Here is a 22,535-nt window from a genome sequence, read left to right on the forward strand (position 1 = left end):
CCCTGTCGTCATGGCAAATCGTGAATTTCGTCCACGTCAGCAAGGGAGGAGACTTCGGTGATGCGGTAGCCCGGCAGGCTCGCGCGGCTGTCGGCCAGCGCATGCGGACCGGACCAGCGCACACCGTCGAACAGGCTGGGCGGCGCGCGGCGTGGGTGTTTTAGCCCAACGAGCCAGTAGCCGCCGTCAGGTGCCGGACCAAAAACCGCGTCATGGCTGCCAAGCGCCTCGAACGCGCGGGCCAACTCAGCCCGGTTAACCCCCGGAATATCCGCCCCGATCACGCAAGCCGGCCCCGGTGCCGCGCGCAGCATCCGCGCCATACGATCACCAAGGTTGCCCCTGCCCTGCGGCCATCGTGGTAGATGCGCGGGCCACACACGGCTTTGCAGCCCTTCGATATCCGGCGCGACAGCCAGCACCACTTGCCAACGCGGATCTGCGATCCGGCGCAACAAGCGGCGGGTTTGATGGCGAAACCACCACGCAGCACCGACCATCCCGATGTCGCGGCCCAGCCGGGTTTTCACCCGACCGGGATGCGGCTCTTTCACCATAACGATGAGCGTTGGTTTCACGTGAAATAATCCCGCAGCACGCGCGCGTAGATGGATTTAAGCTGGTGGATATGCTCGACCCGCACATGTTCATCGACTTGGTGCATGGATTGACCGACCAGACCGAACTCCACCACCGGGCAATGCGCCTTGACGAAACGCGCATCCGAGGTGCCGCCCGTGGTCGAGAGCTCCGGTTTTACGCCCGTCTCAGCCTCGACCGCGCCTGAGATCAGATCAGACAGCGCGCCCGGCGGCGTGATAAAGCTTTCGCCCGAAATCTTAATTTGCACATCCACCTGCACGCCAAACTCGGCTGCGATTTTATCCGCCTCGCTGCGCAGCCAATCACTTAGGCCGTCGCCGGAATGGTGGTCGTTGAACCGAATATTTACCGCACCGCGACATTGGGCCGGGATTACATTGGTGGCTTTGTTGCCAGTGTCGACCGTTACAACTGCCAGCGTGGAAGGATCAAAATGATCGCTACCCTGATCCAACTCATGGCTCGCCAAACGGTCCATCAGCCGCATCATCGCAGGCAGCGGGTTGTTGGCCCGGTGCGGATAGGCCGCGTGGCCCTGTTTACCCGTCACCTTGAAATGCGCATTCATCGACCCGCGCCGCCCGATCTTGATCATGTCGCCCATCGTCTCTGGGCAGGTCGGCTCGCCCACCAGACAGACATCCATGCGCTCGCCGTTTTCGTCCATGTAATCCAGCAATGCCGTCGTTCCGTCGACGGCGTCACCCTCCTCATCCCCGGTGATCGCCAGCACGATAGACCCATCTGGCGGTGTGTCACCCACGAAATCCACCGCCGCCGCGACAAAGGCCGCCACGCCCGATTTCATATCCGTGGTGCCACGGCCATACATGATGCCGTCTTTCACTTCGGCACCAAAGGGCAGCACGGACCAATCCGCTTCGTCTCCGATTGGCACAACGTCGGTGTGCCCGTTAAAGCCGAAGGACTTGTGGTTGCCCTTCTTCCCCCAACGAGCAAAGAGGTTGCAAACACCGCCCCGGTCAACCCGCGTGCAGTCAAACCCAGCGGTACCCAAAACTTCCTCCAGCACTTCAAGCGCGCCGTCGTTGATGGGGGTCACAGAGGCGCAGCGCACCAGTTTCGCGGTGAGTTCAGCAGGATCGAGACCGGACATTTCGGCTCCTTTTCAGGGTATTTCGCGTTTCCCGATACTTTTGTGGGGAAAAACCTAAGATGCCAAGGGGGGCCAGCGCAAATCCCCGCGAGGATCAGCGTTGAAGTCGCAATACGAATGAAATGTCAGTCGAAGAATGGCGTCATCTGCGCGACGATGACCGAATTCTCTTCCAAAGCGCGTTGCATGAGTTCGCGTTCTTCGCTGTCGATCTCCTGACCTTCGGCCTCGCGCTCTTCCAGCGTGCCATAGCCGGTCACGTCGAGCGGGTTGGTGTCAGCTTGTTTCAGGATCGCCACGGTTTCGCGAACCGCTTCGGCTTCATCAATCCCAGATGCAAAACACATCAGCGCGGCACCGGTGGCCTTGTCGGGCAAACCGTCACCATCCTTGCGCCCGATCTGCACCAAAAGGGTAAAGACCTGCTGGCGCGAAGGTTTTTTGGTTTTCTTAGGTTCAGACATGATAAGGGCCGCCGATTGCTTTCGGCAGCCCTAACCTTTTCGCTCAGACTTGGAAAGGGGCCGTAGCCCCCGCCGTTATGACTTGCCGCGCACCATCCGGGTGACCCAGATCAACAGACATGCACCGATCACACCGACGACGAGTTGACCCAACCAACCGCCCAGCGTGCTGCCGACGATCAAAACCAAGAGCCAGTTCGCGACCAAGGCACCAACGATGCCAAGGATGATGTTCATGATCAGACCCATGTCCGACTTCATGATTTTTTCCGCGATCCAGCCTGCAAGGCCGCCTACGATGATTGCGGCAAACCAACCAATACCAGTCATGTCGTTAATCTCCTTTAAATTCAGGGATCAACGCCATAACCGGGCATTTGGTTCCCTCAGTCGCGCAGCAACTCGTTGATCGAGGTCTTGGAGCGGGTCTTGGCATCCACCCGTTTCACGATCACGGCGCAATAAAGGTTCACGTTGTTCTTCGATGGCATGGTGCCTGCGACGACGACCGACCCTGCGGGCACTTCGCCATACATGATCTCACCGGTTTCGCGGTCGACGATCTTGGTCGACTGGCCGATGAAGACACCCATGCCCAGCACCGAACCTTCGCGCACGATGCAGCCTTCGACGACTTCCGAACGTGCGCCGATGAAGCAATTGTCTTCAATGATGGTCGGACCTGCCTGCATCGGCTCCAACACGCCGCCAATGCCAACGCCGCCCGACAGGTGCACGTTCTTGCCGATCTGCGCGCAGCTGCCGACGGTCGCCCATGTGTCAACCATGGTGCCACTATCCACATAGGCGCCGATGTTCACGAAAGATGGCATCAGCACCACGCCCGGCGCGATAAAGGCAGAGCGGCGCACCACGCAGTTCGGCACAGCGCGGAAACCGGCCTCTTTCCACTCGGCATCGCCCCAGCCTTTGAACTTGCTGTCGACCTTATCCCACCAGCCAGCGCCCTGCGGGCCGCCTTCTTGATGTTCCATGTCCTTGATGCGGAAGCCCAGCAGCACGGCCTTCTTAGCCCACTGGTTGACGTGCCACTGACCGTCGTCCTGCTTTTCCGCCACACGCAGCTTGCCGCTGTCGAGCGCATTCAGCGTCTCTTCGATGGCGTCGCGCACCTCGCCGGTGGTGGCAGATGTGATCTGGTCGCGGGTATCCCAAGCGGCTTCGATGGCGGTTTCAAGTTGGGCGTTGGACATGGGGCAAGTCTCCGAATGTGAAAAGGCCTTTCGAGGGCTATAGCCTTGCACCGCCAAGGGTGCAATTGCCGGGCGATGAGGGGCGTGGCCATTCTGTGATCAACAAGGCATGTTGACCTGAACGGCCATCGCGCCACCTGAGCCAAGCCCTAGACCAAGGAAAGACCCGAGGATGACCGAGGAACACCGCCACCCCCTGCGCCGCGCCAATGTTGACCGCGCCAAGGCCCAAGACGCCCCCGACACGCCGCAAACCCGCGCGCCTGCCTACCGTCTGGCCTTTACCGACGATGACTTCATGTGCCGCGATGAGTTGCGCCCGGTGCGCCTGCAACTGGAACTGCTCAAGCCGGAGTTGCTGCTGGATGCCCACGGCATCCAATCGACCATCGTGCTTTTTGGCGGTGCGCGCATTCCCGCGCCAGCCGAGAAACACACCGCCCGCACCAAGACGCTGGCCGACCTGTCGCGTTTTTATGATGAAACGCGCACCTTTGCCCGCCTGATGACCGAAAAGTCGATGGAGACCGGCGGTGTGGAGAACGTCATCGTCACTGGCGGGGGCCCGGGCGTGATGGAGGCTGGCAACCGCGGCGCGTTGGACGCAGGCGGCCATTCCATCGGCCTGAATATCGTGCTGCCGTTCGAGCAGGCTCCCAACGAATACGTCACGCCGGAGCTTTGCTTTAACTTCCACTATTTCGCGATCCGCAAGATGCACTTCCTGATGCGCGCCCGCGCGATCTGTGTTTTTCCCGGTGGTTTCGGCACCATGGACGAGCTCTTTGAGGCGCTGACGCTGATCCAGACCGGTCGCATGAACCGCGTGCCCTTCTTGTTGTTTGGCCGCGAGTTCTGGGAAAAGATCATCAACTGGGATGCGCTGGCCGATGCTGGGACGATCTCTGCCGAAGACCTCGACCTGTTCCGCTTTGTCGAAAGCGCGGATGAGGCGATGGAAGTTATCGAGAATTGGGAAACCGCCCCCGCCCGCGAACATGTGCCGGGCCGGGAAGAGGTCGAAGATCACGGCTGATCGGGCTTTGCCCGGCCCCGTCACCGGGTAAAGGTCTGGCCCAAGGCCACTTTGGCCCCTTGGACAATATCGCGCAGGATATCGGCGGCGGGTTTGACCGCGCCGATCAGCCCTGCGACCTCTCCGACAAAGGCATTGGCAGTGCGGGCATCGCCCTCTGCCACCGCCGCCTGCCAGCGCGGCAACTCTTGCGCCTGCGCGGCGCGCAGCCCGTCAGGGTCATCATGCCAGCGGTCGGTGAACTCATTGCGCAGCACGCGGCCCGTATAGCGTCTAGGCCAATCGTAGCCGCGCATGATGTCGGTCACGGTGCTGCGCAGCGTGTCGTCGCCGCTGGCCTCAATCGCGGCCTCAAGCATCGCGGGATGCACCAGCGCCTCTTCCGATGCCCAGAAACGCGAACCGACGACCACCCCATCGGCCCCGAGCATCAGCGCCGCCGCCAACCCGCGCCCATCCGCCACGCCGCCTGCGGCGCAGAGCAGCACCTCCGGCGCGCGGCGGGCGATGTGATCGGCAATTTCTGGAACCAGCGTAAAGGTCGCGCGTTTTTCGCCGTGTCCACCGGCTTCGGCCCCTTGGGCGACGATGATTTCAGCCCCCAGATCAATCGCGTGGGCCGCGTCGCGCAGCGTTTGCACCTGACAGATCAACGGCACCTTTGCGTCGCGGATTTGGGGGACGAACTCTGCTGGATCGCCAAAAGACAGAAAGACCGCCGCCGGGTCGCGGGCGAGGACCTGCTCCAACGCCTGCGGATGCTCGCGCAGCTTCCAAGTGATGAAGCCGCAGCCGACCGACTGATTGCCCGCCAGATCCTGCTGCTCAGTGATCCATTCGCCCGCGTCGTAAGCGCCGCCGATCATACCCAGGCCTCCGGCACCTGAGACCGCCGCCGCCAGCCGACCGCCCGCCGCAAAGGCCATGGGCGCTTGGATGATGGGGTGGCTGATCCCCAGCCGCTCGGTCAATCGCGTGTTTAACATACCGTCACCGCCCCGCCAAAATCGCGTCGGCAGCCTTTTCGGCAATCATCACCGTGGGCGATGCCGTGTTGCCCGAAACGATCTTGGGCATGATCGACGCATCAATCACCCGAAGCCCGCGCAGCCCATGCACCCGCAGATCGGTATCGACCACGGCCATCGGATCACTGCCCATCTTGCAGGTGCCAACGGGGTGAAAGATCGTCGTGGCAATATCGCGCGCCTTGTCGAGCAGGTCTTCGTCGCTCTGCACAGCAGGGCCGGGCAAGATTTCCTCGGGCTGATAGGGGTGCAACGCCTTGGCCGTCATAATGTGTCGCGCCTGCTTCATGGCCGCGACCGCGACGCGCTTGTCGCTCTCGGCGGAAAGATAGTTCAGGCGAATGTCGGGCTGCACCGCGCTGTCGCGGCTGGTCAGGTGGCAAGACCCGATGCTCTCAGGCCGCAGGTTACAGACCGAAACGGTGATCGCGGGGAAGGGATGCAGTGGATCGCCCAGCTTGTCGGTCGACAGGGGCTGCACGTGGTATTCCAGATCAGGCGTCTCCAACGCGGGGTCGGACTTGGTGAACATGCCGAACTGGCTGGGCGCCATCGCCAAGGGGCCGCTGCGCCGCATGAGATATTCCAGCCCCATCCGTCCCTTGCCCCACAGCGAATGGGTCATCGTGTTGAGCGTCTTGGTGTTCTGCACCTTATAGACGGTGCGGATCTGCAAATGGTCCTGAAGGTTCTCCCCCACGCCGGGCAGTTCATGCAGCGTGGTGATCCCCATGCCGCTCAAAAGCTCGCTCTGTCCAATACCTGACAGCTCCAAGATTTTCGGCGAGTTGATCGCCCCGGCGGCCAAGAGCACCTCCCCCTCGGCCACGGCCCGAAGGGCGCGGCCCTTATGGGTGAAACGGACGCCGGTCACACGCTTGCCCTCAAGGATCAGCCCATTGGTATGTGCATCGGTCATCACCCGAAGATTGGGGCGCTGCATCGCCGGGCGGAGAAAGCCGCGCGCGGTGTTCCAGCGCACGCCGTCCTTTTGGTTCACCTCGAAAAAGCCCGACCCTTCGTTGTCGCCGTCATTGAAATCAGCACGCGGCTCGATCCCGAACTCCCGCGCGCCGTCCTGCACGGCCTCCAGAATATCCCACCGCAGGCGCTGTTTGCTGACCTTCCATTCACCTCCGGCGCTGTGCATGTCATTGCCGCCCGCGTGGTGATCCTCGGACTTGAGGAAATAGGGCAGCACGTCGTCCCAGCTCCACCCGGTGTTGCCGAGTTGCCGCCAGTGGTCATAATCCGCCGCCTGCCCGCGCATGTAGATCATGCCGTTGATGGAGCTACAGCCGCCCAACACTTTGCCGCGCGGATAGGTAAGAGAGCGCCCGTTCAGTCCCGGCTCAGGGGCGGTTTTCATCATCCAATCGGTGCGCGGATTGCCAATGCAGTAGAGATAGCCCACCGGCACCTTGACCCAGTGGTAATTGTCATCCCCCCCGGCCTCGAGCAGCAAGACGTTATTGGCCGGATCGGCACTGAGACGGTTGGCAAGTACACAGCCTGCGGTGCCTGCGCCGACGATGATGTAATCATAGCGGCCCTCTAGCTGTGTCTCGTCGTGCATGGTGATCCCTTCCCAATATGCCTGCGCCGCCTCCCGGCTCGATATTGGTAGAGCGCCCGGCGACAGGTCACAATCCCTGCCGTAAATGAAGCGCACCGCCCCCCCTTGCCGACCTTTTGCCCCAAAGCCACATCTGCGGCGCTTAGCGTCCGCATCGCATCCGTTTGTTGCTTTTTTTGACCCACAGGTGAATATGGCCAGATTGGATATACTGCCCCGAAGCGCTAGATTGTTCCTTTAACGAAGAGAATTTTATCGCCGCGCGGTGGCTAGATACGAAGGTTGAAACTGTTGCGGCGACCCGAATTTATATTGTTCCTCGGATGTCTTGCCATCACTTTTGGGGTGTTTCTTTACAGCAGCCGCAGCAACGATGCCGCCGCCGAACAGGCCTTTGACCGGATAGCCGAGGAAAGCCTGCAAAGCCTCGACGCGCGTATTCGTACCTACCTGCAAAGCCTCAACGGCGTCGCCGCTTTCTTGAACGCCTCTGACGAGGTGACTGCCCGCGATTTTGCGCATTACGTCGACACCCTGCAAATCGACAGCTTCTTGCCCGGCATAAATGGCATCGGTTTTGTCGCGTCGGTGGCCAAAGGGACAGAGGACGCATTCGTCGAAGAAGTCACCGCCCTTGGGATCAAGGACTTCCGCATCCACCCAGATACCGGCAACGCCGAGAAGTTGGTGATCCAATATATCTACCCCCAAGGGCCAAATGCAGAGGCTGTCGGCCTCGACATCAGTTTTAACGACGACCGCCGCCGCGCTGCCCTGCGCGCCCGCGAAACCGGAGAGCCACAGCTAACACCGCGCATTCTGTTGGTGCAGGATAAGACCCGGCAGCCCGGTTTTCTCCTGCTCCGCCCGGTCTATGCCGCTACTGCGGGCACGCAGGAAGCAACGGAATTTTCCGGCTGGGTCTATGCGCCCTTTGTCGGTGCAAACCTCTTGAACAAGCTGACCTCCGCGCAGGGAGAGGCATATGACATCAAGGTATTCGATGGGCTGACCACAGCCCCAGAAAACCTGATTTTTGACAGCACTAACGAAAATGCCGAGGGCGGACGCCAAAGCGTCGTACAAACAATCGAACGCTTTGGACGACCTTGGACGGTCGTCCAAGTCAGTACAGCCGGTTTCGACAGCGCCATGCACAGCGCCGTGCCGGAAATCCTGCTTATCTCTGGTATTTTGCTGGCGATCCTATTCTTTGTGGCCTTCCGCAGCCTGCGCCAACGCAGCGCAGCGCTCAGCCAGCTTGCCGTCTTGCGCGAACGTCAGATCGACGCCCATGAAGAGGAAAACCGCTCGGTCATCGAAAACGCTGTGACGCCTGTGTTCCTGCTCGACAGCAAGGATCGCGTGCGTTTCGCCAACCAAGCGGCACTGGTCTGTTTCGGCTATGGCCGCGAGGCGCTTGAAGGCATGGACTTTGCCGATCTTGTGACCGAACGGATCAATGATCACGACCATGAACAAGTCAATGCGGCGGGCAAGACCTGCTTTGGCCAAGAGCTGAAGCTTGACCTGCAACGCAACAATTGGACCACCCACACCGGCGAGCGGCGCGTGACGGCGATTGTGCGCGATCTTACCTCGGAACTTGCGGTGCAGGATGAACTGGCGCGCAATAAGGCGCTTTATGACCTAGCCCTTGAAGGCGCGCAGATTGGCGTTTTCGACATTGACCTGCGCAGCGGCAAATCCGAGGTTTCAGACACTTGGCGCCATATCTTGGGAATGGCGGATTACGAGCGGCTTACCGATCCGCAGGCGGAATTTCTGAAACGGGTTCACCCCGATGATCTGCCCCTACTCACCCAGACCGATCAAGCCTGCATTGCAGGTCAGCAAAAGCGATCCGTGACCGAATATCGGTTGAAGGTGGGCACCGGGGAATGGCGCTGGATGCGCTCTGACGCGGTGGTGACCGAACGTGATGAGAACGGCGCCGCCCTGCGGATGGTCGGCACCCAGACTGATGTGACAGATGTCGTTCATGCGCGTAACGCTCTTGAAACCAGCGAGCGGCGGTTCCGGCAGGTGCTTGCCGCCGCACCGGTGGGCATGGCCATTCTCGGCGAAGGCGGCGTCTTTAACAGCGTCAACAGTGCGCTGTGTACGCTCTGCGGCTATAGCGAAGATGAACTGCTATCGAACACCAAACTGGGCGATCTGATGCCCAATGGCGATTTGCAGAAACTTTACGGAGAGGTCCGCGGGCTGGTCGAATCCCACAGTTCTCAGACGTATCAGGCCGAATACCGCATCACCCATAAATTGGGCTATGAACGTTGGGGCCTGTTCAACGTTTCTTGGACATACGACAAGAACAACCGAAGCTATGTCTTCATCGTGCAGATCAACGACATTACCGATCAAAAGAAGCTTGAGCAGATTAAAAGCGAATTTGTCTCAACCGTCAGCCATGAGTTGCGCACTCCGCTCACCTCGATCAAGGGGGCATTGGGCCTGATCGACACCACGGACAACACGCGCCTTCTTCCGGCACATATTCGGCTGATCGACATCGCGCGCAGCAACGCCGACCGACTATCGCATATCGTGAACGATATCCTCGACCTCGAAAAAATCTCCTCTGGGGAGGTTCAGTTCGATTTTCATGACGTTGATTTGAACGACGTGATCAGCGATTCCGTGAATGAGATGTCGCCCTTTGCCACCACCCATAACAACACCTTGGGCCTGCAATTGCCCGAAAGCCCGCTGATGGTCAGGGTCGATGAAAGCCGCACCCGGCAGGTGCTGGCCAATCTGATCTCTAACGCCTGCAAGTATTCCGACGCGGAGTCTGAGGTGCAAATCCGTGCCGAGCGTTTGGGCGACCGGGCGATTGTCTTTATTCAAAACACTGGCCCTGGCGTGCCTGAGAATTTCCGTCCCCGGATATTTCAAGCTTTCTCTCAGGCGGATGGATCAGACACCCGGGCCAAGGGCGGTACCGGGCTGGGGCTGAACATCACCCGGCAGATTATCAAACGTCAGGATGGAACCATCGGCTTTGAAAGCATTCCGAATGGCGTCACCGTCTTTTGGTTCACCTGCCCCATCGCCAATGCCGAGACCACACAGACGCCCACCCTGCCAGACATGCGAATTGCGGCGCGGGATGAAAAACTTCGTGTGCTGCACATCGAAGACGATCTAGATTTTGCTGAGGTCATCCGCACAGGATTGGACAGCGTTGCGGATGTGACCAATGTGACCAACCTTGCCCAAGCGCGAAAGTTGATCGGCAAAGAGGAGCTCGATGTCGTGATCCTTGATTGGTCCTTGCCCGATGGTGATGCCCGCTCTTTGCTGGAAGACATTACGCGGCTGCACCCCGCCGCCAAGATCATCAGCCTTTCTGCCGACAACAATCGCGAACCCGACCCGCGGGTCGGGATTAACCTTATCAAATCACGGAGCGGCATTAGCTCGGTGGTCAATTCAATTACAGGAACAACCGCACGCGCATCCTAAAAGCTGGTAACCCTACGGCATGACGCTAAAGTGCTACATGCCATATTATTGCCAAGATAGTTTGCCAGTTTAATTAAATTACAACTCATAGGTCATGCTATAGTTTGCAGCATGCACGCTTCTGGGCGAGGATTTACGAGTGTCGTCGAAGTCATTTAACAAACGTACCGCCGCCACATTTTTTCTGGGCAGCGCCATTTCAGGTAGTTGGTACACAGCAACTTCTGCACTGTTCGCAGGCCAAATCGGGGAGGTTCTGCCCGTGGTCGGCGCAATCGTTCTTGCGGGTATTACACCCTTTGCGATGAACGCGTTACGTTCAGGCAGCGATCAACCTCTCGAAAACCATAACATGGCGCAACGGCTTAAAGCCTTTGACAGCCATGCCATCGTGAACATCTTAGATACAGGCGGCATCCTCACACAGGTGAATGATCGCTTTATCGAACTGACCGGCTATGCCCGCGACCAGCTGATAGGTCAGCCCGTTTCGATGCTTTACAACGAACGATCTCGCGAACTCGCTGCAGAAATGCGCGCCACTTTGATGCAAGGCAAGACGTGGCAGGGCGAAACTCCTCTGCGCTGTGCCGATGGTCGGGTAATCCAAACACAATGCACAGTCATGCCGCTTTTTGACCAACAAGGGGCATGGGCCGGGTCAATCTCGGCCCGTACAGATGTGACCCACGCCAATGAGCTTTTGGCCGAGCGCGACACTGCGGAAACGCTGTATGAACTGCGCGATGACATCTGGATCGTCGATGCTGAAACGCTCCGCTTTAGCTATATGAACCGCGTCGCAATGAGCCGTACCGGCTGGCGCAACGATTCATATTCAGAACGCACCCTTCAAGACCTTGCCGAAAAAAGCGGCAACCAAACCGTGCTTGAAGCCTGCCGCAACCTTTCTGCTTCGGGCAAGGGGATGACCCAGTTCGACACAGAAATTATGGGCAATCACTTTCAGGTCACGATCAAACTGCTGCCCATCGGCGGCACGGCGGGGCGCTTTTTGATCATGATGCACGACATTACGGACATCATCGACGAAGAGCGGATGAAGTCGGAGTTCATCTCGATGGTCAGCCATGAGCTGCGCTCGCCGCTCACCTCGATCAAAGGGTCGATGGGGCTGCTTTTGTCGCGTGCGGCGGGTGAACTGCCCAGCAAGGCACGCGCCCTGTTGGAGATATCGCACCGCAATGCAGATCGCTTGGTATTGATCATCAATGACATTCTTGATCTTGAAAAGATCTCGAATGGACGGCTGGAGTTCAACCTTCAAAAGATTGATATATCTGAGCTTCTTCGGGAAACGAGTGCCGCCAACGCCTCGCTTGAACAGCGCCACGGCGTACGCATTCAAGTTGAAAACGCGGATGCCCCGATGCAGGTCGTCACGGATCCAAACCGAGTCATTCAGGTGCTGACAAACTTTCTATCCAACGCGGCCAAATTTTCGAAACCCGGTGAGCGGATCGTCATCCGCGCCCAAGAGACCGACGATGAATTGCGCATTTCTGTGTCGGACCGGGGGCCGGGCATTCCGGCGTCTGAAGAGCACAAAGTGTTCCAGCGTTTCGCCGATCTGTCCAACTCAAGCCGCGCTGAAAAGGGTGGTACGGGGCTTGGCCTTAGCGTGTGCAAGGCCATCGTCGAAAACCTTGGTGGCAAAATAGGTTTTGACAGCCGCGAGGGATTTGGTACGACATTTTACTTTACCCTGCCGAAGAAAAATTCTCTGGTAGCGGCAGAGGAACCGGCTTCGCTGCTGCGCGAAGCCTCCTAGAGAGAGTACGGAATGATCAAATTGCTGCACGTCGAGGATGACGCGGATATTCGGGAAATCGCGCTGATGGCGCTTGAGCTGAGCGGCGATTTCGATGTCGTCCAATGCGAAACCGGAGAAGTGGCGCTGAAACAGGTTCAGTCCTACACGCCCGATGTTATCCTGCTCGATATGATGATGCCCGGCATGACGGGGCGCCAGACCCTTGAAAAAATGCGTGAAATGGACAGCCTGCGCGATGTGCCGGCGATCTTTATGACCGCTCGTGCCCAGCATAATGAGATTGAAGAACTGCGTGATCTGGGCGCGGCTGATGTCATCAGCAAGCCGTTTGATCCCATCGCCCTGGCCGATCAGGTCAAAGCAGCGATGCAGGGCGCCTAAGCCAGCACCCCCTCAGTTTACCATTTCGTCGGCTTGGTTGTGAGTTGTAATGAATAAGGACGTGCCACGCCGGGCACGGCCGCCACGTCATTAGGCGTGAGCGTCGATTTCTTTACGACACTGCGCAACGAAACCATCCAGTTCCGAGATGATCTCGATAGGGCAATCCGCCCGGTTGGCGCTTGGCCCGGCCAGATGGTCCACGATCTGCGTCTCACATTTACGCGCCATACGGCCCAGCTCTTCGAACCCCAAGGATCCAGCACTTCCAGCAATCTGGTGCAGGATGGCCTGTGCGCTTGCCAGATTACCTTTGATCTCTTCCACAGTAGTAGCGTCCCACGCCGCTAGCCCATGGCTTGCAATTTGGGTCTGACGCTCGGCCAACATTTCGACAAAGCGCTTGCGAATGCGCTCTATGCCGGGAAGTTCAGCTAACATTTTAGTCATGCCTGTTGATCATTCTGCCAAAAGTCATTGAGCGATTTCGTATGTGCCACACTGGCGGCTTCTGCGCTTGCATGGGCCTGCCCCAGCGCGTCCATGACGGAGTTGCCGCTCTTCCAAATCAGCCGCACGGCCTCGCCCGAACTGACACGCGGGTGAACGCGCTCGCCATTATTGTCGAACAATTCAGTTTGAGACAACTCAAAGTTAACCGCATCCATCAACCCGCCCATATTCGGGCGCCAGCCACTTTCCGTAATGCACACAAATGTGCCGTTACCCGCGTAGGACATGAGCACCTGATGATCGACAAGCGTATCGGACAGGATCTCGGCCACATCGGACACAAGGCTATAGAACTCAAAAGAGGTCATCGTCGCGTGGAAAGCGTCGACCTCGCGGATGGTGAATGCAAAGGCGGTAGAACCGAACAGCGCACTGCGCGACAACTGCGCGACGTAGTTTTCCATCGCGGTGTAGTCGATCACATTGTCCACGTCATAGATCGGGATTGGCTCAAACAGCTCCATATGGGTGGCTTGGTCAGCTATCGTTTTGGCGGCAAAGATTTTCTTGGTTCGCTGCTGGCGATCCTTCACCATGCCTTCGACCAGACCGATACGTGCTTTCAGTTCGGCAATCTCGAACGGTTTGGTCACATAGTCGGTGGCCCCGGCGGCAAAAGCCGCATCGATATAGCGTTTATCGGACATCGCGGTCAGCATCAGGATCGGCGTATCGGCATGGCGCGACGAATTGCGAATGTGCTGCGCCAGTTCGATCCCATCCATCCCCGGCATCTGAATATCAAGCATGAAGCAATCAATCGGCCCTAGGTTCGGATCGCCTAGCATATCAATCGCATGCAGAGCCGATGGGGCGGTCGTCAGTTCATGCGCGCCGATGATCTCTACGAATTGCCCAAGCAATTCGAGGATAATCGGATCGTCATCCACCGCCAGAATTCTCATTACATCTCTCCACAGATAAAAATCTTCGGGCCCCAAACTGGACGGGCCGCTGCTTTCTCCTAATTTCCCTGTGAAGTGTGGCCTAATTTGGGCGATTCCTTAGTAAATAGACGACAAACCGGGGTACTGTTTCCAGTCCGATGCATTTTTTCCAGAACTAATCCGCAAATTTTACCTGATCTCTTTTTTTGAGGAACTTCCGGTCACTCCTCACTCAATTGTGATTCTTCTAATGAAAATGGCCCGACGTTTCCGCCGGGCCCTTCGATCTTTGATGTTTTCAAGTTTTAGCCCAAGGTTGCCTTGATCGCGTCAGCGGTGGCACCCACAACCTTGTCCGCTTCTTCGCGGGTCAAGCAGAAGGGCGGCGCAAAGCCGATGATGTCGCCTTGGGGCATGGCGCGGGCGATCACACCTGCTTTGACCATATCGCCAACGATGGTCGGCACCACTTTGCGCGATGGATCAAACTGCGTGCGGCCATCGCGGTCTTCAACCAGTTCTACGGCGCAGAGCATCCCTTCGCCGCGAATGTCGCCCACCTTGGGGTGGTCGCCCAATGCGGCCTTCATCTGCGCATTCAGATAGCCGCCCACGTCCGAGGCATTCTCGATCAGCTTCAGATCGTCGATCAGCTTGAGGTTCGCGATCCCCGCAGCCGCGCCGATGGGGTGGGCCGAATAGGTCCAGCCATGGCCGATGGGGCCGTTTTCATCGGTGCCCTGCTCCAGCACCTTCCACATCTTGTCACCCACAATCGAGCCCGACAGCGGCGCATAGGCCGAGGTCAGCCCCTTGGCGATGGTGATGAGGTCAGGCTTCATCCCGTAATGGTCCGAGCCGAACATGGAGCCCAGACGGCCAAAGCCGGTGACAACCTCATCCGCGACCAGCAGGATGTCGTGTTTGTTCAGCACCTCTTGCACGGCGGCCCAATAGCCTTCGGGCGGCGGCACGATGCCCCCGGTGCCCAGAACCGGCTCCCCGATGAAGGCGGCGATGGTGTCGGCGCCCTCACGCTCGATCAGCGCTTCCAATTCGCCCACCAGATGCGCGGTGAACTCTGCCTCGCTCATGTTGGCGTCGGGGCGGCGATAATAATAGGGCGCTTCGGTGTGCACCACCTGTGCCAGCGGCAGGTCGAATTTCTTGTGAAACAGCTCCAGCCCAGTCAGCGAGCCTGTCACCAGACCAGACCCGTGATACCCACGCCAGCGCGAGATGATTTTCTTCTTCTCGGGGCGGCCAAGGATGTTGTTGTAGTACCAGATCAGCTTGACGTTGGTCTCATTCGCGTCCGACCCGCCAAGGCCGAAATAGACTTTGCTCATGCCCGCAGGCGCACGGTCGAGGATCATTTTCGACAGGGTGATGCTCGCCTCGGTGCCATGGCCGACATAGGAGTGGTAATAGGCCAGTTCATGCGCCTGCTCAGCAATCGCCTCGGCGATCTCGGTCCGGCCGTAGCCCACGTTCACGCAGTAGAGACCGGCAAAAGCGTCGAGCATCTGGTTGCCGTCGCGGTCCGTGATATGGCTGCCTTTGGCGGTCTTGATCACACGGGTCGGGCTTTCGCCACGGGCGTGCTGCGCCAGATGGGTGGAGGGGTGAAAGAAATTTTCACGGTCCCATTGTTCGAGCATATCGTTCTTCAGCATTGGTCATTCCTTTCTTCCGACGCGCCTTTGCGCCGTATCTTTCAAATCTTAGGCCCAGTCACGGCAGACGTATTTCACTTCCGTAAAGGCTTCGAGCCCCAGCCGCGATCCCTCGCGTCCGATGCCCGATTGTTTCGTCCCGCCAAAGGGGATCGGCGCGCCGGTCACCTTGGTGCGGTTCACGGCCACCATGCCGAAACACAGCGCCCGGCTGGCGCGGTAGATGCGGCGTGGGTCTTGGCTGTGGACATAGGCCACCAACCCGTACTCCGTGTCATTGGCCCGTGTGATCGCCTCATCCTCACTGTCGAAGGCCGCGATGGCGGCCACGGGGCCAAAGGTCTCTTCACGCATGATCAGCGCGTCGGCAGGCACATCCGCCAGCACCGTCGGTTCAAAGAACAGCGGCCCCGCTGCGTGCCGCTTGCCACCACAAAGCAGCCGCGCCCCACGGTCAAGCGCATCTTTTACGTGTTCCTCTTGTTTGGCGACCGCCTTTTCGTTCATCAGGGGGCCGATGTCGGGATCATCCGCGCCGACGCCCACGGTCAGCGCCTGCGTCGCTGCGGCGAACCGCGCGCAGAAGGTCGCATAGCTGTCGCGGGCGATGAAGAAACGGTTGGCGCCGAGGCAGTCCTGACCGGAGGTGGCGAACTTGGCCTTGATCGCCTCTTCGACCGCGCGGTCCATATCGGCATCATCGAACATGATGAAAGGCGCATGGCCACCGAGTTCGAGGACCAAGCGTTTCACGCTGTCGGATGCTTGACGATACAGCAGCTTGCCGATCTCAGTAGAGCCGGTGAAAGAGATGGCCCTCACGCGGGTGTCTTCCATCCATGGTTTCACGATCTCGGGGGCCTCCCCGGTGACGACGTTGAACACGCCTTTCGGCAGCCCTGCCTGTTCGCCCAATTCGGCCAGTGCCAGCGCCGAGAACGGCGTCTCTGCCGAAGGATGCGCCACCACGGTGCAGCCCGCCGCCAGCGCGGCACCTGCCTTGCGAGTCAGCATGGCGGAAGGGAAGTTCCACGGGGTGATCAGCGCGGCTACGCCCACCGGCTCGCGCCAGATTTCCACCTCGGCATCCGGCAGATGCGAGGTGACGCCTTCGATGTTGGGGCGGCGCGCCTCTTCGGAATAGAACTCAAAGAAAGACGCGGCATAGTCGATCTCGCCGCGCGATTCCGAGATGGGTTTGCCCTGTTCGGCGGTCATGATCCGGGCCAGATCCTCACGGTTTTCCAACATCAGATCGCGCCAGCGGCGCAGGATGGCACCACGCTCTTGCGGTAACAGCCCGGCCCAATGGGGAAAGGCAGCATGGGCGGCATCCACCGCGGCGCGGCTGTCGTCGGCGTTAAGCTTAGCAACCGACCCCAAGACTGCCCCGCTTGCCGGGTCAGTCACCTTGAAGTCATCGCTCTGCGCGCCAGCAACCCATGCCCCGCCGACATAGGCGAAATGGCGGGCCAGCTCGCCCCGCGTCAGCGCGGGCAGACCATCGGCGGGGGTTGGGATCATCTTGGTCATCGGGCACCTCCTTGGGATGAATTGCCCCGAAGGTAAGACAGGATGCGGCGCGGGTTTGACCGAATATCACACCATCGGCAGGAGGTTTTGCGGCGCAGCACCCTGCCCGCCGCAAAAACTACGGCGGCTCAGCTTTCGTCTTCGGGCAAGAGCTGCGACAGAGGCAGCGGTGCCGATTTGACCGATTTGGTGACAACATAGGTGAAATAGCGCGTCAGCCCGGCCTGCTGATCCAGCAGCGCATCCATCAGACGTTGGTAACTGTCGATGTCGCGGGTGACGACCTGTAGCAGATAGTCAAAACCGCCGCCCAAGGCCCAGCACTGGACGATCTCATCATGCTGCGCGATCACCGCCTCGAACCGCTGAAACGCCTCGGCACGATGATTGCCCAGTTCGGCCTGCACAAAGACGGTGACATGCGGGGCGATGCGGCGCAGGGCGACATGGGCCTGATAGCCGGTGATGATGCCCGCAGACTCCAACCGCGCCAGCCGTTCGCCGCAGGCGGTGGGACTTAGATTAACCTTGTCGGCCAGCGCAGATTTGGCGATGCGCCCCTCGCGAGAGAGGATCGACAGCACCGCGATATCGCGTTTATCCAGTTTGACAAAGCTCATGCCAGTTTCATGAGAGCGCAGGTCAGACTTGTCAATTGTCATGATTGTGGTGATCATCCCGATCATGACAAAATGGCGCCCAGACCCCGGTTCCCTGACCCGACCTGCCTACCGATCACTCGTTCAGGCGATTGAAACGGCGATTCAAAATGGCGTGCTCAAACCTGGAGACCGGATGCCAACGCAGCGCCAACTGGCGTTCGATCTGTCGCTCAGCGTGCAAACCGTCAGCCGCGCCTATGACAAGCTGGTTGAGGCGGGCAAGATCGTCGGAGAAGTGGGGCGCGGCACCTTTGTGCGTGCGGCGAGCGATGATATCTCCATGCCCTTCGTCAGCCGCAAGGCCGCCGGGCGGTTGCTGGATATGTCGATCCTGAAACCCGTGCTGGACCACGCCCATGAAGAGGCGATGCAAAAGACGCTACGCGCGATGGCGCGGTCCCTGCCCCGCGCCATGATGGGCGGGTTTCGCCAAGACCTCCGCGCCGGAGACAGCAGCAGCGCGGTGCGGCGCTGGCTCTCGCTTTGTGGGCTGGATCTGGAGGGGATGGCAGTGATCCCGACCAATGGCAGCACCAGCGCGATGACCGTGGCGATGATGACGGCGGCCCAACCCGGTGATCTGATTGTGAGCGAAGACATCGGCCATCACACCCTGCGCCCCCTCGCCCGCTTTTTGGGCATCCGCCTGCAAGGAGTAAGCGTCGACGCAGGCGGCATCTGCCCCGAGGCGCTGGAGCGGGTCTGTGCGAAAGAGCCTGTCAAAGCCGTCTACCTGATCCCCAACGGGGCCAACCCGCTGGCCTTTACCATGACCGAAAACCGCCGCGCCGCGGTGATCGAGGTGGCACGACGCCATGACCTGCTAATCATCGAAAACCAATCATGGGGGCCGCTGCAAGACGCGCCGCCACCGCCGATGGCAGCCATGGCGCCAGAACGGGTGCTCTATTTCACCAGCCTCACCAAATGCCTGATGCCGGGGCTGCGGGTCGGTTATCTGGTGGTGCCGGACCACCTTGGGGCATCGGCGGGCAACCGGCATATGGTAACCAATTGGATGGCCACCAATATGATGACCGAGATCGCCGGGCGCTGGATCGAAGAAGGCACTGCCCAGACTCTCCTCAACCGTCAGCAACTGGCCCTGCGCGACCGCGCCGATTTCGCCGCAAACGTCTTTCGCGGGCTCGACATGCGCACCAGCCCAAACGGGCTGCATCTTTGGCTGCCCTGCCACGACACCTACGAAGAGGCCGAACTGGTCAAATCCATCCGCGAGAGCGGCGTCGCCGTGGCCAATGGAGCCAGTTTCGCCATCGGCCCACCAGACCGCCACCCGGGGCTTCGCGTCTCGATCGGGGGGCAATCCTTTCCCGAATTTGCCCGCGGGATTCGCATGATCGATGTAAGATTACGCAACAGGGGTAGGACGGAGTGACTGTGAGAGCGTCTCAAATTGTCATGGATCAATATTCACATTGACATGATTGGGATCGGTTTAAATGATCTAGCAGTCAGGACATTAGTTTCGCTGCGGCCTTTGTGCTGCGCGGGCAATAAATGAAAGGGAGTAACATGGCTATTTTCAAGACCGTTATCACCGGGGGTATCCTCGCAGCCGTGACGAGTGTCGCAGGCGCGGCCTCGGCAGACACATGGCGCTATGCATTCGAAGAGGCACTGGACGAAGTGCAGGGCAAATACGCCCAGAAATTCAAAGAAGAAGTCGAAGCGAACTCCGACCACGAAGTTCAGCTTTTCCCATACGGCACCTTGGGTGAATCCGTCGACACGATGGAGCAGGCGCAGGCCGGCATCTTGCAGTTCGTGGACCAGTCGCCCGGCTTCACCGGCGCGCTGATCCCCGAGGCGCAAGTCTTCTTCGTGCCTTACCTGCTGCCGCAGGACGGTGAGCAACTCAACGAGTTCTTCCGCACCTCCAAGGCCATCAACGAGATGTTCCCCGCGCTCTATGCAGAGCAAGGTCTGGAACTGCTCAGAATGTTCCCCGAAGGCGAGGTCTGCATGACCACGCAAGAGCCGGTCAAAACGCCCGAAGACCTCAACGAGGTCAAGTTCCGCGTCATGACCAACCCGCTTTTGGTGGAGAGCTACAAAGCCTTTGGCGCGACGCCAACACCGCTGCCATGGGGCGAAGTCTATGGCGCGATGCAGACCGGCATCATCCAAGGTCAGGAAAACCCGGGCTTCTATCTGGAATCCACCAAGATGTATGAGGTGACAGACGTCATCACCTGCATCGGCCACAACAACTTCACCACCGCTGTGATGGCCAACAAGGATTTCTATGACGGCCTGTCCGATGAGGACAAAGAGGTTGTGCAGAACGCTTCTGACGCGGCATTCGATTATATCCTCGAATACCAGTCCGGCCTGCAGGAAAAGTCGCTGGAAAACATCGCAGCGGCGAAGCCTGACATGCAGATCAACATCCTGTCCGAAGAAGAGCGCCAGCCCTTCAAAGACAAGGCTGCATCGGTCGAAGAAGCCTTTATCGAGATGACAGGCGACAGCGGCAAGGAAATCCTTGAGCAATTCAAGGCCGACCTCGAAGCCGTTAAGTAAACGCATCCTTTCACCCTCCGGCACTGTCCGGGGGGTGACCTTATTTTGAAGCGATCCATTTTGAACCATTCACGGGATGACGCCGGTGACGGAAGACAACCACAGTTCGCAACTGCAATCGCAGGCAGATACCACCGGCACCGATGACGCCCCCGTGGGCACCTATAAATCCACCCTCCCCGGCCCTTTGGGCACAATCGACAACGCCATCAGCTGGCTTGAGTCTGTGATGCTCGCCGCTGGTGTTTTGCTGATGGCGGCCAATACGATTGCCAATGTGGTGGGCCGTTTCGTCTTTCAAAGCTCGATCTTCTTTTCCGAAGAGCTGAACAGCATCCTGATCATCCTCATCACCTTCGCGGGCATCTCCTATGCCGCGCGGCACGGGCGGCATATTCGCATGTCGGCGATTTTCGACGCCCTGCCCCCGCGCCCCCGCAAGGTGCTGATGATCTTTATCGCCTTCGTCACCGCCATCTTCATGTTCGGCCTCGCGTGGTACGCGCTGCAATATATCATGACCCAAGCCGGGCGTGGCCGCCTGCTGCCTGCGCTGCAAGTGCCGGTCTGGTGGACGCTGGTCTGGGTGCCCTTCGGCTTCTTCATGACCGGGCTGCAATACCTGCTGACCGCCATCAAGAACATCATCGAGCCTGATATTTACCTGTCGACCAGCGTGCTGGAAGGCTACGACGACAACGAGCGGGAGGTCTAAGCGATGGCTACTACCATTTTCTCCATCATGGTCGTCCTGCTGCTGCTCGGCTTTCCCATGATGATCCCGCTGATCGTCGGCGCGTTTGTTGGCTTCTATTCCCTCTTCGGCGGTTTCGGCCAGCTTGAGACGATGGTGCAGCAGATGATGGCTGGCGTCCGGCCCGCCTCGCTGATCGCCGTGCCGATGTTCATCTTTGCCGCCGATATCATGACGCGCGGCCAGTCCGCCGGGCGGCTGATCGACATGGTGATGTCTTTCGTCGGCCATATGAAGGGCGGTCTTGCGGTCGCCACCGCCGCAGCCTGCACCATGTTCGGCGCGGTCTCGGGCTCCACTCAGGCGACGGTCGTCGCCGTCGGCTCCCCCCTGCGGCCCCGGATGCTGAAAGCGGGCTACAAAGACAGCTTTGTGCTGGCGCTGATCGTGAACTCCTCCGACATCGCTTTCCTGATCCCGCCCTCCATCGGGATGATCATCTACGGCGTCGTCTCTAACACATCCATTGCAGAACTATTCATCGCGGGCATCGGGCCGGGCCTGCTGATCCTCGCGCTGTTTTCGGTCTATTCGGTGATCTACGCCTACCGCCACAACGTCCCTACGGAAGAGAAAGCCACATGGGGCGAGCGTGCCCGCGCGGTACAACAAGCGCTTTGGCCGCTGGGCTTCCCGGCGATCATCATCGGCGGCATCTACGGCGGTGTTTTCTCTCCGACCGAAGCGGCGGCGGCCTGTGTGCTCTATGCCATCTTCCTTGAGATGATCGTCTTTCGTGAGATCGACTTTGCGGGCATCTATGAGACGGCGAAATCCACCGGGCTTATCACCGCCGTGGTCTTCATCCTTGTTGCGGCGGGCGCGGCCTTTTCTTGGGTGATCTCTTTCGCGCAAATCCCGCAGGCGGTTTTGGCGGGCATCGGGATCGACAGCATGGGGCCGATTGGGGTGCTCTTTGTGATCTCCATCGCCTTCTTTATCGGCTGTATGTTCGTGGACCCGATCGTGGTGATCCTCGTCTTCGTGCCGATCTTTGCGCCGGTGGTCGACTCGGTTGGCCTTGATCCGGTGCTGGTCGGCACGGTCATCACGCTGCAAGTCGCCATCGGCTCGGCCACGCCGCCCTTCGGGTGTGACATCTTCACTGCCATCGCGGTCTTCAAACGGCCCTATATGGAGGTCATCCGCGGCACCCCGCCTTTCATCATCATGTTGCTGAGCGTCTCGGTTGCCCTGATCTTCTTCCCACAGATCGCCCTGTTCCTGCGCGATCTGGCTTTTGCGAAATAAGAGGAGAGC

Annotated in this window: 20 protein-coding genes; 8 read left to right on the top strand and 12 right to left on the bottom strand. The window is 59.2% G+C overall.

What is annotated here, in order from left to right:
* Nucleotides 1-8: 8 nt before the first annotated feature.
* The 5 genes from BM229_RS09870 to dapD form a co-directional block, all read right to left on the bottom strand.
* Nucleotides 9-578 carry a TIGR04282 family arsenosugar biosynthesis glycosyltransferase gene (locus tag BM229_RS09870; RefSeq protein ID WP_093927486.1) on the bottom strand — a complete coding sequence of 190 codons (570 nt, stop codon included), beginning with the start codon at nt 576-578 and terminating at the stop codon, nt 9-11.
* A complete protein-coding gene (gene dapE / locus BM229_RS09875) occupies nt 575-1,720 on the bottom strand; it encodes a succinyl-diaminopimelate desuccinylase (protein WP_093927487.1) in 1,146 nt (381 codons plus the stop codon). Before dapE ends, BM229_RS09870 begins: the two co-directional genes overlap by 4 nt.
* Nucleotides 1,721-1,845: 125 nt before the next feature.
* The gene (locus BM229_RS09880; protein ID WP_093927488.1) at nt 1,846-2,184 is read right to left on the bottom strand and encodes a hypothetical protein; all 339 of its coding nucleotides are present in this window, start codon (nt 2,182-2,184) and stop codon (nt 1,846-1,848) included.
* A gap of 75 nt (nt 2,185-2,259) precedes the next feature.
* The gene (locus BM229_RS09885; protein WP_093927489.1) at nt 2,260-2,514 is read right to left on the bottom strand and encodes a GlsB/YeaQ/YmgE family stress response membrane protein; all 255 of its coding nucleotides are present in this window, start codon (nt 2,512-2,514) and stop codon (nt 2,260-2,262) included.
* Between the two features lie 56 nt (nt 2,515-2,570).
* On the bottom strand, nt 2,571-3,398 hold the full coding sequence (gene dapD / locus BM229_RS09890; protein WP_093927490.1) for a 2,3,4,5-tetrahydropyridine-2,6-dicarboxylate N-succinyltransferase: 828 nt from the start codon (nt 3,396-3,398) through the stop codon (nt 2,571-2,573).
* Between the two features lie 172 nt (nt 3,399-3,570).
* Here dapD and BM229_RS09895 point away from each other — a divergent pair, with 172 nt between their 5' ends.
* Entirely contained in the window at nt 3,571-4,434 is an 864-nt protein-coding gene (locus tag BM229_RS09895; protein ID WP_067622333.1) for an LOG family protein, read from the top strand.
* A 20-nt stretch (nt 4,435-4,454) separates the two neighbouring features.
* On the opposite strand, the gene BM229_RS09900 is transcribed toward BM229_RS09895, so the two are convergent.
* Nucleotides 4,455-5,420, bottom strand: coding sequence for an NAD(P)H-dependent flavin oxidoreductase (locus BM229_RS09900; protein WP_093927491.1), 966 nt, complete (start codon nt 5,418-5,420; stop codon nt 4,455-4,457).
* Between the two features lie 4 nt (nt 5,421-5,424).
* Nucleotides 5,425-7,038: a GMC family oxidoreductase gene (locus BM229_RS09905; protein WP_093927492.1), complete on the bottom strand. Its 1,614-nt coding sequence runs from the start codon at nt 7,036-7,038 to the stop codon at nt 5,425-5,427.
* A 345-nt stretch (nt 7,039-7,383) separates the two neighbouring features.
* On the opposite strand from BM229_RS09905, the gene BM229_RS09910 reads away from it, so the two are divergent.
* The 3 genes from BM229_RS09910 to BM229_RS09920 all read left to right on the top strand — a co-directional run bounded on the left by BM229_RS09910 (nt 7,384) and on the right by BM229_RS09920 (nt 12,703).
* Entirely contained in the window at nt 7,384-10,527 is a 3,144-nt protein-coding gene (locus tag BM229_RS09910) for a CHASE domain-containing protein (RefSeq protein ID WP_208604057.1), read from the top strand.
* 352 nt (nt 10,528-10,879) lie between these two features.
* Nucleotides 10,880-12,319: a PAS domain-containing sensor histidine kinase gene (locus BM229_RS09915; RefSeq protein ID WP_244152154.1), complete on the top strand. Its 1,440-nt coding sequence runs from the start codon at nt 10,880-10,882 to the stop codon at nt 12,317-12,319.
* 12 nt (nt 12,320-12,331) lie between these two features.
* Nucleotides 12,332-12,703 (top strand): response regulator, encoded by a 372-nt coding sequence (locus BM229_RS09920; protein ID WP_093927494.1) that lies wholly within the window; start codon nt 12,332-12,334, stop codon nt 12,701-12,703.
* Nucleotides 12,704-12,793: 90 nt separating this feature from the next.
* On the opposite strand, the gene BM229_RS09925 is transcribed toward BM229_RS09920, so the two are convergent.
* From BM229_RS09925 to BM229_RS09945, 5 genes are all read right to left on the bottom strand, one after another.
* On the bottom strand, nt 12,794-13,153 hold the full coding sequence (locus tag BM229_RS09925) for an Hpt domain-containing protein (RefSeq protein ID WP_093927495.1): 360 nt from the start codon (nt 13,151-13,153) through the stop codon (nt 12,794-12,796).
* Complete coding sequence (locus tag BM229_RS09930) at nt 13,150-14,121, bottom strand: response regulator (protein ID WP_093927496.1); 972 nt, start codon at nt 14,119-14,121, stop codon at nt 13,150-13,152. The genes BM229_RS09925 and BM229_RS09930 overlap by 4 nt, the downstream gene beginning before the upstream one ends.
* 287 nt (nt 14,122-14,408) lie before the next feature.
* Entirely contained in the window at nt 14,409-15,779 is a 1,371-nt protein-coding gene (locus BM229_RS09935; protein WP_093927497.1) for an aspartate aminotransferase family protein, read from the bottom strand.
* 48 nt (nt 15,780-15,827) lie between these two features.
* Nucleotides 15,828-17,312, bottom strand: coding sequence for an NAD-dependent succinate-semialdehyde dehydrogenase (locus tag BM229_RS09940; protein WP_208604058.1), 1,485 nt, complete (start codon nt 17,310-17,312; stop codon nt 15,828-15,830).
* A gap of 128 nt (nt 17,313-17,440) precedes the next feature.
* On the bottom strand, nt 17,441-17,989 hold the full coding sequence (locus tag BM229_RS09945) for an Lrp/AsnC family transcriptional regulator (RefSeq protein WP_244152155.1): 549 nt from the start codon (nt 17,987-17,989) through the stop codon (nt 17,441-17,443).
* 7 nt (nt 17,990-17,996) lie between these two features.
* On the opposite strand from BM229_RS09945, the gene ehuR reads away from it, so the two are divergent.
* The 4 genes from ehuR to BM229_RS09965 all read left to right on the top strand — a co-directional run bounded on the left by ehuR (nt 17,997) and on the right by BM229_RS09965 (nt 22,526).
* On the top strand, nt 17,997-19,373 hold the full coding sequence (gene ehuR / locus BM229_RS09950) for a MocR-like ectoine utilization transcription factor EhuR (protein WP_244152156.1): 1,377 nt from the start codon (nt 17,997-17,999) through the stop codon (nt 19,371-19,373).
* Between the two features lie 137 nt (nt 19,374-19,510).
* Complete coding sequence (locus BM229_RS09955) at nt 19,511-20,521, top strand: TRAP transporter substrate-binding protein (RefSeq protein ID WP_093927499.1); 1,011 nt, start codon at nt 19,511-19,513, stop codon at nt 20,519-20,521.
* A 76-nt stretch (nt 20,522-20,597) separates the two neighbouring features.
* Nucleotides 20,598-21,236: a TRAP transporter small permease gene (locus BM229_RS09960; RefSeq protein ID WP_208604059.1), complete on the top strand. Its 639-nt coding sequence runs from the start codon at nt 20,598-20,600 to the stop codon at nt 21,234-21,236.
* Nucleotides 21,237-21,239: 3 nt separating this feature from the next.
* Nucleotides 21,240-22,526 carry a TRAP transporter large permease gene (locus tag BM229_RS09965; RefSeq protein WP_093927500.1) on the top strand — a complete coding sequence of 429 codons (1,287 nt, stop codon included), beginning with the start codon at nt 21,240-21,242 and terminating at the stop codon, nt 22,524-22,526.
* Nucleotides 22,527-22,535: the final 9 nt, after the last annotated feature.

Origin of the sequence: Sulfitobacter dubius, assembly GCF_900113435.1 — a bacterium.
In the GTDB taxonomy this organism is placed as follows: domain Bacteria; phylum Pseudomonadota; class Alphaproteobacteria; order Rhodobacterales; family Rhodobacteraceae; genus Sulfitobacter; species Sulfitobacter dubius.

Excerpts from the sequence above, each read along its gene's own strand:
- BM229_RS09930 (WP_093927496.1), bottom strand. The coding sequence starts at position 14,121 with ATGAGAATTCTGGCGGTGGATGACGATCCGATTATCCTCGAATTGCTT.
- BM229_RS09905 (WP_093927492.1), bottom strand. The coding sequence starts at position 7,038 with ATGCACGACGAGACACAGCTAGAGGGCCGCTATGATTACATCATCGTC.
- BM229_RS09915 (WP_244152154.1), top strand. The coding sequence starts at position 10,880 with ATGGCGCAACGGCTTAAAGCCTTTGACAGCCATGCCATCGTGAACATC.
- BM229_RS09940 (WP_208604058.1), bottom strand. The coding sequence starts at position 17,312 with ATGACCAAGATGATCCCAACCCCCGCCGATGGTCTGCCCGCGCTGACG.
- BM229_RS09885 (WP_093927489.1), bottom strand. The coding sequence starts at position 2,514 with ATGACTGGTATTGGTTGGTTTGCCGCAATCATCGTAGGCGGCCTTGCA.
- BM229_RS09880 (WP_093927488.1), bottom strand. The coding sequence starts at position 2,184 with ATGTCTGAACCTAAGAAAACCAAAAAACCTTCGCGCCAGCAGGTCTTT.
- dapD (WP_093927490.1), bottom strand. The coding sequence starts at position 3,398 with ATGTCCAACGCCCAACTTGAAACCGCCATCGAAGCCGCTTGGGATACC.
- BM229_RS09935 (WP_093927497.1), bottom strand. The coding sequence starts at position 15,779 with ATGCTGAAGAACGATATGCTCGAACAATGGGACCGTGAAAATTTCTTT.
- ehuR (WP_244152156.1), top strand. The coding sequence starts at position 17,997 with ATGACAAAATGGCGCCCAGACCCCGGTTCCCTGACCCGACCTGCCTAC.
- BM229_RS09965 (WP_093927500.1), top strand. The coding sequence starts at position 21,240 with ATGGCTACTACCATTTTCTCCATCATGGTCGTCCTGCTGCTGCTCGGC.
- BM229_RS09895 (WP_067622333.1), top strand. The coding sequence starts at position 3,571 with ATGACCGAGGAACACCGCCACCCCCTGCGCCGCGCCAATGTTGACCGC.
- BM229_RS09920 (WP_093927494.1), top strand. The coding sequence starts at position 12,332 with ATGATCAAATTGCTGCACGTCGAGGATGACGCGGATATTCGGGAAATC.
- BM229_RS09960 (WP_208604059.1), top strand. The coding sequence starts at position 20,598 with ATGACGCCGGTGACGGAAGACAACCACAGTTCGCAACTGCAATCGCAG.
- BM229_RS09900 (WP_093927491.1), bottom strand. The coding sequence starts at position 5,420 with ATGTTAAACACGCGATTGACCGAGCGGCTGGGGATCAGCCACCCCATC.
- BM229_RS09925 (WP_093927495.1), bottom strand. The coding sequence starts at position 13,153 with ATGACTAAAATGTTAGCTGAACTTCCCGGCATAGAGCGCATTCGCAAG.
- BM229_RS09955 (WP_093927499.1), top strand. The coding sequence starts at position 19,511 with ATGGCTATTTTCAAGACCGTTATCACCGGGGGTATCCTCGCAGCCGTG.
- BM229_RS09945 (WP_244152155.1), bottom strand. The coding sequence starts at position 17,989 with ATGATCACCACAATCATGACAATTGACAAGTCTGACCTGCGCTCTCAT.
- dapE (WP_093927487.1), bottom strand. The coding sequence starts at position 1,720 with ATGTCCGGTCTCGATCCTGCTGAACTCACCGCGAAACTGGTGCGCTGC.